The sequence below is a fragment of the Amycolatopsis rhizosphaerae genome (assembly GCF_007713715.1).
Taxonomy (GTDB): Bacteria; Actinomycetota; Actinomycetes; order Mycobacteriales; family Pseudonocardiaceae; genus Amycolatopsis_E; species Amycolatopsis_E rhizosphaerae.
Window position 1 is genome coordinate 1 of sequence record NZ_VJWX01000213.1, and the last position, 11,662, is coordinate 11,662.

Below are 11,662 nucleotides of genomic sequence, written 5' to 3' on the forward strand. Positions count from 1 at the left end.
GCTCCAGCTGACGGGCCTGATCGACCAGGTGGCGGGGCGGGGGAAGGCGAAGGTGTCCGCGGGCCAGTACCTCGCGCTCGCCGTGCTGCACCGCGCGACCGCACCGTGCACCACGCTGGCCGAGTGGTGGGAGGCAACCGCCGCCGCCCGGTTCGTCCGGCCGAAGGTCGCGGCCGCCGCCGTGCGGGAGGAAGCGTTCTGGCGGGCGACCCGCCGCCTGACCACCACCCAGCTCGAACGGATCGAGCAGGCCGTGTCGGCGAAGGTGCGGCAGGAGTTCCCGGAACCGGTGCTGCTCGCGGTGGACGTGCCGAACTTCGCCATCTACACGCGATCCGGCACGGACAGCAGTGCCTCGGCGGCGCTGGCCGGGCTCAGCGCCGTCGTCACCTCCGACGGGGCGATTCCGCTGGTGTCCCAGGTGTACCGGCGGGGCGGGCGGGACGTGCTGCCGTTCGGCGTGGCCGCGGACCGGCTGGCCGCGCGTCACCGTGAGGAACTCACCGTCCTCTTCGACACCGGTCAGCACGCCCAGCTCGATCTGGATGCCGGAATGCACTTCGTCGGGGCACTACCGCCGGGGGACTTCCCCGACCTGCTCTCCCGCCCCGCGGCGAGCCGCCGGGCGGTCGATCCCGCGCGGTTTCCCGGGCTGACCGCGCTCGACACGCGGGCCACCGTGTTCGGCGCGCACCGGCGGGTGGTGCTGACCCATTCGGCCCGGTTGCACGCGGCGCAGGCGCGAAGCTTCGCCCAGGCGCTGTCCGGGGCGACCCGCCAGCTCGACGGGCTGGCACTCGCGCTCGCCGCGGGCCGGAACCGGCGGCCCCGCGAGGAACTGCTCACCGACATCGCGCGCATCACCCGGGTGCGCTGGGTCGACCGTGTGCTGACCGCGCGCCTGACCGGCACGCGGCCAGGGGAGCTGCGGCTGTCGTTCCGGATCGACGAGGCCGCACGGGCCCGCCTTGACGAGGAGTTCTTCGGCAAGCAGCTGCTGGTGACCGACCACGAGGACTGGCCGGTGCTCGACGTGATCACCGCCTACCGGGCGCGCTACCATCTCGATTCGACGGTGCGCATGCTCAACGGTGCCTTCGTGGCGGCCCCCGCGTCCCGATGGGCGTGGACCGAGCACCGGATCGCGGTGCATTCGCTGGTGACGATGCTGGCCACCGCGGTGACCCACCTCATGCGGCACGAAGCCGACCGCGCCGGTCTCGACTTCTCCGTGCGGGAGCTGCTGGACCAGCTGTCGGGCATCGGCGAGACCGTGCTGCGCTACCCGTCCACCGGCGGGCGCCCGCGCACCCGCCGCCTGATCACCGCCAGAACCGAGGTCCAGCAACGGCTTTACGACCTCTTCGGCCTCGCCACCTACGCCCCGCGTTAGGCGTGTAGGTGGTCGGGTTTCACTGTGCGGTATCCGGCCTCCGCGAACAGCACCGTGACCCGGTCCGGTTCGCCGTGCACCACCCGGCCCGTTCCCCACCGTTCGTGGCGGACTTCGCTGCCCGGTGCGAATTTCCCGCCGACGGTGTGCCCCCTCGCCGTCCCGGCCTCGCAGGTGTCACAGAACCCGCACGGCTTGTCGAGCGCCTCGCCGAAGTAGCCGAGCAGGAACTGCCTGCGGCAGGACCGGGTTTCCGCGTACTCGCGCAGCATCTCGACCCGGGACCGGTCGAGCCGCCTGCGCTGTTCGGCGATCTCGGCCACGCGGGGCGCGACGTCCTCCGCTTCGTCACCGCGGTAGGCGACCCCGTGCGGGGAGATGCTGACCAGGCGGGCCTGTTCGAGCAGGTTCAGGTTGTTCATGGCACGCCGGCGTGACTGGTCCACGACGTCGCCGATTTCGCGCGGGTTCGCGGCCCCTTCGTGTTCCCGCACCGCTTCCGCGACCTCCCGCACCCCGTCGGCGTCCTGCCGGTGAGAGGTGAGGAACCGTTGCAGCCCGAGATCTTCCGCGCGGTAGAACAGCATCGCGTCGGCGCGAGCGCCGTCGCGGCCCGCCCGCCCGATCTGCTGGTAGTAGGAATCGAGGGATTCGGGGGCGGAGGCGTGCGCGACGAACCGCACGTCCGGTTTGTCGATGCCCATGCCGAACGCGGAGGTCGCCACGACCACGTCGAGTTCACCGGCCATGAACCCCTCGTGCACCCGCCTGCGTTCCGATGCCTTCAGCCCCGCGTGGTAGGCCGCGGCCCGGTCGCCGAGCGCCTCGGCGTACCGCTCGGTGTCCTTGCGGGTCGCGGTATAGACCAATCCCGGTTTCGGTGCCGCCGTGACCCAGTCCACCACGCCTTCCCGCTTTCCCTTGTCGTCGACGGCATGCCGGACGGCGAGGTGGAGGTTCGGCCGGTCGAATCCGGCGATCACGTGCACCGGGTCCCGCATGCCGAGATGGCGCACGATGTCGTCGCGGACCGGCCCGTCCGCGGTCGCGGTCAGTGCCAGCACCCTGGGATGCCCGAGCCGTTCGATCACTTCGGACAGGCGGAGGTAGTCGGGACGGAAGTCGTGCCCCCACACCGAAACGCAGTGCGCCTCGTCGACCACGAACAGGCTCGGCGCGACCTCGTCGAGCTGTCGCAGCACCTCCTCCTTGGCCAACTGCTCGGGTGCGAGGAACAGGTACTCGGCCTCCCCGGTGTCGACCGCGTCCCAGGCCCGCTCGGTGACCTTGGCGGCCTGGGCGGAATTGATCGCCACCGCCTCGGGGGCGCGGCTTTCGGCGATGGCGGCGACCTGGTCCCGCTGGAGTGCGGTCAGGGGCGACACCACGAGCGTCGGCCCCGGCAGCAGCAGTCCCGGCACCTGGTAGATGGCGGACTTCCCGGCCCCGGTCGGGAGCACGACGAGGACGTCGCGCCCTTCGACGAGGTGCTCCATCGCGGTTCGCTGCTCGGGGCGGAGCTGGGACCAACCGAAGGTTTTCGCTGCCGCGCTCTGCAGCTTTTCGCGTGTGGACACGTCAGGGGAGATTCCCGCCCCCGCAACGGCGGAAACCTGAAACGGTCAGGTCTGGAGCCAGACCGCGGTGTCCGTGGGGAGTTTGCCGTCCTCCAGTGGTTCGCTCGCCAGCACGACCTGTTCGTGCGAGGGCAGCGGGCAGGGCACCGGTGAGAGGTTCGCCATGCACACCAGGCCCGGCTCGCGCCGGAAGCACAGCACCCCGGGTGGACTGTCCAACCAGGACAGTTCGCCGTCGCCCAGCGCGGGATGCTCGTGGCGCAGCCGCAGTGCGGCGCGGTACAGGTTCAGCATCGAGCCCGGATCCCGCTCCTGTGCGGCCACGGTGAGCGAACGCCAGCGTTCGGGCTGCGGAAGCCAGGGCGTGCTGCCGTCGGGACCGAACCCGAACGGCGGTCGCGTCCCCCGCCACGGCAGCGGAACCCGGCAGCCGTCACGCCCCCGCCTCGTGTGCCCGGACCGCTCCCACGTCGGGTCCTGCAACACCGATTCCGGCAGGTCGGTCACCTCGTCCAGGCCGAGTTCCTCACCCTGGTAGCAGTAGACCCCGCCGGGGAGTGCGTACATCAACAGCAGTGCGGCCCGCGCCCGCCGCCGCCCGACCGCGAGATCGACCGGGCCGCCGTGCTCGTGCTGCGGCCCCCGGCCCCGCGTGGTCGGCCTGCCGTACCGGGTCACGTGCCGCACCACGTCGTGATTGGACAGCACCCAGGTGGCCGGTGCGCCGACCGCGTGCAGGGACTGCAGGCTCGAATCGATCACCGAGCGCAGCGCGGCCGGATCCCAGGAACAGCGCAGGAAGTCGAAGTTGAACGCGGTGTGCAACTCGTCCGGCCGGACGTAGCGGGCGAGCCGGTCGGGCCGGGCGACCCAGGCCTCCGCGACGAAGATCCGGTCCGGGCCGTAGCTTTCGCTGATCCGGCGCCAGGAGCGGTAGATCTCGTGCACCTCGTCGCGATCCCAGTACGGGTGCCGGTGCCGGGCGGGCGGTTCGATCAGGCCCGCCTGCCTGCTGCCGAGGTGGGGCAGCCCGGCCTGCTTGATCAGTCCGTGGGCCACGTCGATGCGGAACCCGTCCACCCCCCGGTCGAACCAGAACCGCAGGATGTCCTCGAACGCCGTGCGGACCTCCGGGTTTTCCCAGTTCAGGTCGGGCTGGGACGGGTCGAACAGGTGCAGGTACCACTGACCGTCCTGGACGCGGGTCCAGGCGGATCCCCCGAACACGCTCTGCCAGTCGTTGGGCGGCAGGCCCCTCGGACTGCCGTCCCGGAACAGGTAGCGGTCACGGGCGCGGGAGCCGGGCGCCGCCGCCAGCGCCTCCTGGAACCAGCGATGCCGGACCGAGGTGTGGTTGGGGACCAGATCGATGATCAGGCGCAGGCCGTGCTCGTGCGCGGCGCGGATCAGCGCCCCGGCCTCGGCGAGGGTGCCGAACAGCGGGTCGATGTCGCGGTAGTCGGCGACGTCGTAGCCGCCGTCGGCCATCGGCGACGGGTACCACGGGGTGAGCCACAGCGCGTCCACCCCGAGATCGCGCAGATAGGGCAGCCGGGAACGCACCCCGGCGAGATCGCCGACGCCGTCGCCGTCGGAATCGGCCAGGCTGCGGAGGTAGACCTGGTAGATCGCCGCGTCCCGCCACCATCCGGTGTCCGGCCCCACCTGATGCCCCTTCCGCTCTCCTCCCGCGGTCTTCTCCTAGGGTAACCACCGCCGGAAGGGGACTTCACCGGTTTCGGGCGGGGCTTCCGCTGACCTTGGCGACGAATCTTTCGGCCACCGTGCGCAGTTTGAGGTTTTCCCGCTGGGACTGGCGCACGAGCACCGTGAAGGCTTCGTCCGCGGTCAACCCGCGCGCCGCCATCAGGATTCCCTTCGCCTGCTCGATCACGGCACGCGAATCCAGTGCCGAGCGCAGCCCTTCGGCCAGCGCGCGCGCCTCCAGATAGCGCAGGTGGCTGCGGCAGGCCGCCGAAACCATGACCGTGTACAGGTTCAGCAGGCGCGCGTCCAGGTCGGCGAACCCGCCGGGGCGGGTGCTGTAGCAGTTGATCGCGCCCGAGTTCCCGGCGTTCACGTGGAGCGGGGCCGACAGGAAACTCACCACCCCGGCGTCCTCCGCGACCCGGGTGAAGGCGGGCCAGCGGTCGCGGGCCTCGCCGACCGCGACCCGCACGATCTCCCCCGTCTTCGCCGCCTCCAGGCAGGGTCCGTCGCCGGTCCGGTACTGCTCGTTGTCCACGTCGAGCAGCACCTCCCGGGTGGCCGCCGCGGTTTGCGGCATCCCGTCGGCCAGCAGCGTCACCGTGGCTTCCTCCACCCCCGGCACCGCGCGGGTCACCTGGGCGCACACCTGCCGCAGCAGGAGGTGGAAATCGTCCTCCTGGTGAAGGAGATCGGTCAGTGAGTCCAACGCTCCGGTCACCTCGTCGAGCACAAGTGGCCAGGGTGCGGAGGGGCTTCGGTCTTCTCCGGCACCGTTCACGAGCGGGCGGGCCTGAGTTCGCGCACCCAGCGGGCCAGGTGCAGCAGGGCGTCGACGCGTCCCGCGACGTCCGGATCGGACGCGGCGAACTCGAGCTGGATGCGGGCGTCTTCGGCGTCTCCGTTGAGCTCCGCGAGCACGGCACGCAGCATCGCCCGAAGCGGTGGCTGCAACTCGTCGATGTCGAGCGCCCTGTTCCCCTCGTCGAACAGGCCGACGGTGAACGTCTCGTGCACCTCGCCGGTGCCGGTGCGCAACCGGATCAGCTCGGCCACCGCCACCACCAGTTCCGCCAGCAACGGCCGGAACAGGTGGCTCTCCGGTGCCCGGCTGCCCACGACCTGGGGCACCAGCCCGGCGAGACGGTCGAAATCCCGGTTCTCCACCACGTCGATCAACTGGTCGGCGAGCCGCCGTGCATTCGGTTGACTCATACACGATCGGTTTCCCGGCCGGCCGGGGAACAAACCTGTTTAGGCAGGTCGGGGCCGGGGAAGCTCCAGTGCGATAGCCACTGATCCCCCGGCACCGACCCCGGCGACGATTCCCGCCCCAGTGACGAAGGACCCATGACCATGGACGTATCCCGCAATGGCGTCGACACGCCCGCCACCGTCCTCGCCGCGCGAGCCCGGGACGCGACCTACGGTCTGTACCGGTGTGCGCTGCGGGCCGAGGAGCGCGGTGGTCTCGGCGGCGCAGCAGAGGTGTCGGAGGTCCTCGCCTCACTCAAACAAACCGGGGACAACATCGCGCGATGCCTGCCCGAGCTCACACTTTGGCTTGAACAACGGATGTGCTCGGGTGGGTTGTCGGGTCCCGGCTACGACGCCGTCACCAGGTCGGTGTTCGAAACCGCGTCCGCGCTGGCCCGGGCCCAGGACCTGACCCTCCAACTGGGGGTGGAACTCGGGACGGCCGAGGCGGCGAGCCGGGAACTGACCGGGTGACGCACTCACCCGGGTGTGCGTTTCCCTCAGTGGGACAGGTGTTTTACGCACTTCGCGGCGGGTAGCTCAAGGGCGCGAGACCTCGGCCGGGGTGCTGCCGCCCCTGCCTCGCGGCGGCGTGACCGTTGTGCCCCCTCCGGTCACGCCGCATCAAAACTTTCGGTGCCTCACCGCGGCGGCGGGACACCCTCGTCGCCGTCGTCGCCGTCGCCGTCCCCGTTGACCGGGGCGTGCGCGGCATCGTGGCGGTGCGGGCCCTGCCGCGCCGAGTCCCGCTCGGCCAGGGCGGGGCCGCCCCACTGGCCGTCCTTGTCGTCGTCGAACCGGTGCCTGCCCATGCGCTTCCCTCCGCTCGGCCGTGTGGGCGTAATGCCCGGAACGGGCGGTCTTGAAACGCCCCTGCGGCACGGGCTCAGGGGGAGACTGCGTCGTAGGCTTCGACGGAGCGGTCGGGGACGGTGGTGGGGGATTCCAGGTGCACCGCACCGGTGGGCAGAATGCCCGCGCCGCCGTACTTCGCCATCACCCGCAGCTGCGCGAGCACATCCTCACCGCAGTGCGTCTCGGGCAACTCGCGCCAGAAGCCGAACCCCCCGGTGGACGCCAGCATCTCCCGGTCGAACAACACGCAACCACCGATCCAGGCCACCTTGTACGCGGTCCACTTCGGACGGCGGGCGACCGCGTCCGAAAGATGCGTGGGATTGGCCGCGTTGTGCAGGGTCCACCGCTGCCACTGCGCGGTGCCGGGAAGGACCTGCTCGGGCTCCGGCCTGCCCCGCCACTCCTCGAACCGGGCCAGCTCGTCCGGCCGGTAGTCGTCCAGATAGGACAGTCCCTGCACGGCGTTGCCGACGAAACCGCAGCCCAGTTCGACGATCGCCGAATGCAGGCGCGCGAGCGTCCCCGGTTCGAGCCACACGTCGTCGTCGAGGTACAGCACGTACCGGGCCGAGGACAGCTCCAGCAGATGCGCGCGCTGCTGGGCAAGGCCCCGCCGCGGCAGATTGCGGCTCACCCGCACCGGGTGACCGGCTCGTGCCAGCACCCGGATCATCGCGCGCGCCGCCGGGGCCTCGTAGGCCGGTTCGCCCTCGCTCTGGTCCGAGAGGATCACCGCGAACCCGGGCACGGCCTGCGCCGCCAGGCCGGACAGCGTGACGGCCAGCTCCGCGGGCCGGTCGCAGGTCGGCACCAGCACTTCCAGCTCACGAGTGTCGCTCACTCGCCCTCCTGAGTTTTGCGGGGCACCCGCACCCGGTCGGGCGGCGTGAGCGGGGGCTTCGCCAGTGTCGCTCACTCGCCCTCCTGTGTTTTGCGGGGCACCCGCACCCGGTCGGGCCGCGTGAGCGTGGGAAGGCGAGTGTCGCTCACTCGCCCTCCTGTGCGACCACCGAACCGGCCCGGATCTTCGCGATCACCGAGGACGTCGACTTCTCCGGCACGTAGCCTAGCGCCCGCACCTCGCCGCCGTAGGAGCGCACCACCGGGGCCTCCTTCAGCATGGTCTCGGTGTAGTCGCCGCCCTTGACGTAGAGCTCGGGCCGCAACCGCCTCAGCAGGCCGATCGGGGTGTCCTCGTCGAACACCGTCACGTGATCCACGCTGCTCAGCGCCGCGAGCACCGCCGCCCGGTCCTGCGCCGTGTTGACCGGGCGGCCGGGTCCCTTGAGCCGCCGGACGCTGTCGTCGGAGTTGAGCGCGACCACGAGCACGTCGCCCTGCCGCTTCGCCTCGTTGAGGTAGCTGATGTGACCGCGGTGCAGCACGTCGAAACAGCCGTTGGTGAACACCACGGTGCGCCCCGATTCCCGGTGCCGCGCCACGACCTCGGCCAGCTCGTCGTGGCCGAGCGGGACCTCGCGGTGGAGCGTGGCCGCGAGCTCCGGCCAAGCGCACACCGCCGTCCCGCTCTTGCGCACGACCACCCCGGCCGCCGCCTGTGCCAGCTCGACGGCGGCGGTGAGCGGCAGGCCGGCCGCGCCGCCGAGGCACAGCGCGGCGACGAAGGTGTCACCGGCGCCGCTGGCGCGGCTTTCCGGCACCGGGTCGGCCCAGGTGCGGTAGCCCGGCTCCCCCGGACACAGCAGCAGCGCGCCCTCGCGGTCCAGCGTGACCACCGCGGCCTTGGCACCGGAGGCTGTCAGCAGTTCGTCGCGGCGGCTTTCGAACAGCTCCGCCCGGCCTCCCGCGGGCACCGGCACGCCGCCGAGCAGTCCGGCCGCCTCCCCGGCGTTGGGGGTCACCAGATCGGGCCCGATCTCGCGCCACGGCCGGAAATCGTGCGCGTCGACCACCAGCAGCGGCACGTTCTCGCGCGCACGGGCGAGGACGTCGCGTACGGCGGGGCCGAGCAGACCGGTGCCGTAGTCGCACACCACCAGCGCATCCGCCCCGGACAGGGCCCGTCGCAGCTCGAACGCCACGCGTTCGTCGAGGCCGGAGCCGTGTGCGGTTCCCGTGCCTTCGTCGAACCGCAGCAGCACCTGGTCGTCGGCCACCACACGGTGCTTGCTCACGCTCCGCCTGCCGGGCGCGACCACCAGGTGCCCGGACGGGACCCCTTGGCGCGCAAGCAAAGCGCGCAGGTCACGCCCGGCGTCGTCGTCACCGGTGAAGCCGGCGAAGCGCACACTCGCGCCCATGGCCGCGAGGTTCACCGCGGTGTTCGCCGCGCCACCCGCCGACAGCGCGCGTTCGCCGACGTCCACCACGGGAGCGGGTGCCTCACGGCAGATCCGGTCGCAGTGCCCGGACAGCCACACGTCCAGGATGGCGTCGCCGACCACGACGACGCGGGGGGTGTTCCGTGAAAGCCGGTCGATGACCTCGGCTGTGACGGCCGTCATGTCCACCTCCACTCGTCCTCGCCGGTGAACTGCCCGATTCCGCGGACGTCAAACTCGTTCCCGTTTGCCCCGCCGGGAACCGGGCACCTTGTGGCGGGAAGGAGGCAAACCGTGACGTCGAGTCGGACCCGAGTGCCTGCGATCGGCCCGCTGCCGCCGCCGTTTCCCGACGTGCACCGCATCGCGGTGTTGCGGGGAGGCGGGCTGGGGGATCTGCTGTTCGCGGTTCCGGCGATCCAATCGCTGCAGGCGGCCTATCCCGGCGCCGAGATTCTGTTGCTGGGCACGAGGATGCACGCCGAGTTGTTCGCGTGCCGTCCTTCGCCGATCGACCGGGTCATCCCGCTGCCCCCGGCCAAGGGCGTCCACGAGCCGCCGGGACGCGACTTCGACGACGCCGAGCAGCAGGCGTTCTTCGACCTGGTGGGGCCGGTGGATCTCGGTGTACAGGTGCACGGCGGTGGCCGCTGGTCGAACCCGTTCCTGCGCCGCCTCGGTCCCCGTTGGACGGTGGGCGCCCGCACGCCGGACGCCGGGGAACTCGACCGGTGGGTGCCGTTTCGCTACTACCAGAACGAAACCGCGCGTGCGCTGGAGGTCGCCGGGCTCGCCGGCGCGCCGGTGGTGGCGTTCGAACCGTCGTTGTCGCTGGTGCCGGAGGACCTCACCGCGGCCGAGAACGCGCTGGCGGGCCTGGGCAAACCGCTGGCCGTCGTCCATCCCGGGGCGAGCGATCCCCGGCGCCGCTGGCCCCCGGAGGAGTTCGCGGAGGTCGTCGTCACGCTCGTCGGGGAGGGGGTGTCGGTGGCCGTGATCGGCACGGTCGAGGAGCGGCAACTGGTCGACAAGGTGGTCTCCCTGGCGCGGGGCCGGTTGGGCGGGCCCGGCGCCGGGGCCGTGCGCGCGCTGACGGAGCTGACCCTGTCCGCGCTGTGCGGGGTGCTGGGCAGCGCGAACGTGTTCGTGGGCAACGACAGCGGCCCGCGGCACCTCGCGCGGGCGCTGGGGACCCCGGCGGTCGGCGTGTACTGGATGGGGAACGTGATCAACGCCGGGCCGCTGGGCCGCTCGCGGGACCGCGTGCTCATCGCGTGGCGGAGCACCTGCCCGGTGTGCGGGGTGGACGTGACCCGCGAGGACCTGCCCCGCTGCCCGCACGACGTCTCCTTCGTCGCGGACGTGCGGGTGGCGGACGTGCTCGCCGAGACCCGCGACCTGCTGGCCGTCGGCGGGTCCGCCGCAAGCGCTTTCAGTTCCGGCGGCTGACCGTGTGGTGCCGGGTGTAGGAGGCCGGGGTCACGCCCTTCCACCGCTTGAAGGCGTGGATGAAACTGGACGCCTCGGCGTAGCCGAGCCGGATCGCCACGTCTTCGACCGACAGGGCGCCGCTGACCAGCAGCTCCTCGGCCAGCGCCTCGCGCACCTCGTCGAGCAGGGCGCGGAAGCTGGTGCCCTCCTCCTCCAGTTTGCGCCGCAGGGTGCGCGCGCTCATGTTGAGTTCCCTGGCCACGCCGGGCATCCCCCGGGCGATGGCGCCGAAACGGGTCAGGTGCTCGCGGACCTCGTGCGCCACGCCGGCCCGGCGCCGCCGCCGCGTCACCAGCTCCCGGCACTGCGCCTCGCAGAAGGCGACGGTCTGCGGATTGGCCTGGGGCAGCGGCCGGTCGAGGTAGGTGGCGTCGAACGTGGCCAGGTTGGCGGGCCTGCCGAAGACCGGCCGCACCCCGAACACCTCGCGGTAGGTCTCCAGCTGGTCCACAGTGGAGGGTTCGGGGAAGCGCAGGTCCAGTCCGGCCAGCGGCACTCCGGTGGGCAGCAGTTCGCCGATCACGGTGCGGATCGCGGACAGGTCGCGCTCGACGAGGAACCGCGCGACGTCGGGGGGCAGCAGGCTGTCGTCGAGCACCAGCCGCACCTGGCCCCCGGCCAGGGTGGCGCGCGGGATGCTGAAGGTGAAGCTGAGGTCCAGGTAGCGCAGGGCGAAGTTGACCGCGTCCCGCACGGTCGGGCTGCTGAGGAAGGCGAAGCCGAACAGGCCGAAGGTGGTCGCGTGGTAACCGCGTCCGACCTCCGGACCGGCGTCGGGGAGGCGGGCGGCCAGGTTGCGCACGACGCTCAGTTCCTGGTGGGCCTCGACCTCGGCCGCCGGGTCGGCGAGCTGCCCCGGGGTGATTCCGCTGCCGTCCAGCATCTCCCGCTCGCCGATGCCGTGCTCGGCGCCGAAGCGCACCAGCAGGCAGACGCTCGCGATCCCGCGGGGGAAGTCCCAGTGCCGGACCACCGGCTCGGCGAGCTGTGTCATGGCCGGAATTATGGATCGGGTGACCGCGCATGTCTTGGGGGAGGGGGTGGGCCGGCGCTAACGTCATTCGGGTGAGTGAGCCACAGACGTCCCACCGCAAGCC

Annotated in this window: 11 protein-coding genes; 3 read left to right on the forward strand and 8 right to left on the reverse strand. The window is 71.7% G+C overall.

Annotation, left to right across the window (positions count from 1 at the left end; translation table 11 throughout):
• The coding region (locus FNH05_RS20595; protein ID WP_144590345.1) for an IS1634 family transposase at positions 1 to 1,393 on the forward strand (1,393 nt) is incomplete at its 5' end.
• Here the strand turns inward: FNH05_RS20595 and FNH05_RS20600 are convergent.
• From FNH05_RS20600 to FNH05_RS20615, 4 genes are all read right to left on the reverse strand, one after another.
• Positions 1,390 to 2,970, reverse strand: coding sequence for a RecQ family ATP-dependent DNA helicase (locus FNH05_RS20600; protein WP_144590346.1), 1,581 nt, complete (start codon positions 2,968 to 2,970; stop codon positions 1,390 to 1,392). The genes FNH05_RS20595 and FNH05_RS20600 overlap by 4 nt on opposite strands.
• Before the next feature lie 45 nt (positions 2,971 to 3,015).
• Complete coding sequence (locus FNH05_RS20605; RefSeq protein ID WP_144590347.1) at positions 3,016 to 4,635, reverse strand: glycoside hydrolase family 13 protein; 1,620 nt, start codon at positions 4,633 to 4,635, stop codon at positions 3,016 to 3,018.
• A gap of 64 nt (positions 4,636 to 4,699) precedes the next feature.
• Positions 4,700 to 5,410: a GAF and ANTAR domain-containing protein gene (locus tag FNH05_RS20610; protein WP_144590348.1), complete on the reverse strand. Its 711-nt coding sequence runs from the start codon at positions 5,408 to 5,410 to the stop codon at positions 4,700 to 4,702.
• 44 nt (positions 5,411 to 5,454) lie between these two features.
• Positions 5,455 to 5,892 carry a hypothetical protein gene (locus FNH05_RS20615; RefSeq protein WP_144590349.1) on the reverse strand — a complete coding sequence of 146 codons (438 nt, stop codon included), beginning with the start codon at positions 5,890 to 5,892 and terminating at the stop codon, positions 5,455 to 5,457.
• A 135-nt stretch (positions 5,893 to 6,027) separates the two neighbouring features.
• Here FNH05_RS20615 and FNH05_RS20620 point away from each other — a divergent pair, with 135 nt between their 5' ends.
• A complete protein-coding gene (locus FNH05_RS20620; protein ID WP_144590350.1) occupies positions 6,028 to 6,408 on the forward strand; it encodes a hypothetical protein in 381 nt (126 codons plus the stop codon).
• A 167-nt stretch (positions 6,409 to 6,575) separates the two neighbouring features.
• On the opposite strand, the gene FNH05_RS38170 is transcribed toward FNH05_RS20620, so the two are convergent.
• The 3 genes from FNH05_RS38170 to rfaE2 form a co-directional block, all read right to left on the reverse strand.
• On the reverse strand, positions 6,576 to 6,746 hold the full coding sequence (locus tag FNH05_RS38170; protein ID WP_186382651.1) for a hypothetical protein: 171 nt from the start codon (positions 6,744 to 6,746) through the stop codon (positions 6,576 to 6,578).
• A gap of 74 nt (positions 6,747 to 6,820) precedes the next feature.
• Positions 6,821 to 7,633, reverse strand: a complete 813-nt coding sequence (locus tag FNH05_RS20625; RefSeq protein ID WP_144590351.1) for a glycosyltransferase family 2 protein — start codon at positions 7,631 to 7,633, stop codon at positions 6,821 to 6,823.
• 145 nt (positions 7,634 to 7,778) lie between these two features.
• Positions 7,779 to 9,257, reverse strand: coding sequence for a D-glycero-beta-D-manno-heptose 1-phosphate adenylyltransferase (gene rfaE2, locus FNH05_RS20630; RefSeq protein WP_144590352.1), 1,479 nt, complete (start codon positions 9,255 to 9,257; stop codon positions 7,779 to 7,781).
• Positions 9,258 to 9,368: 111 nt separating this feature from the next.
• Here rfaE2 and FNH05_RS20635 point away from each other — a divergent pair, with 111 nt between their 5' ends.
• Positions 9,369 to 10,523 (forward strand): glycosyltransferase family 9 protein, encoded by a 1,155-nt coding sequence (locus tag FNH05_RS20635; RefSeq protein ID WP_246127860.1) that lies wholly within the window; start codon positions 9,369 to 9,371, stop codon positions 10,521 to 10,523.
• On the opposite strand, the gene FNH05_RS20640 is transcribed toward FNH05_RS20635, so the two are convergent.
• A complete protein-coding gene (locus FNH05_RS20640; protein ID WP_144590353.1) occupies positions 10,507 to 11,559 on the reverse strand; it encodes an AraC family transcriptional regulator in 1,053 nt (350 codons plus the stop codon). The two genes, FNH05_RS20635 and FNH05_RS20640, sit on opposite strands and share 17 nt — an antisense overlap.
• Positions 11,560 to 11,662: the final 103 nt, after the last annotated feature.

What these genes read in the sequence shown, in the direction of transcription:
- FNH05_RS20615 (WP_144590349.1), bottom strand. Translation starts at nt 5,892, where the DNA reads ATGAGTCAACCGAATGCACGGCGGCTCGCCGACCAGTTGATCGACGTG.
- FNH05_RS20620 (WP_144590350.1), top strand. Translation starts at nt 6,028, where the DNA reads ATGACCATGGACGTATCCCGCAATGGCGTCGACACGCCCGCCACCGTC.
- FNH05_RS38170 (WP_186382651.1), bottom strand. Translation starts at nt 6,746, where the DNA reads ATGGGCAGGCACCGGTTCGACGACGACAAGGACGGCCAGTGGGGCGGC.
- rfaE2 (WP_144590352.1), bottom strand. Translation starts at nt 9,257, where the DNA reads ATGACGGCCGTCACAGCCGAGGTCATCGACCGGCTTTCACGGAACACC.
- FNH05_RS20640 (WP_144590353.1), bottom strand. Translation starts at nt 11,559, where the DNA reads ATGACACAGCTCGCCGAGCCGGTGGTCCGGCACTGGGACTTCCCCCGC.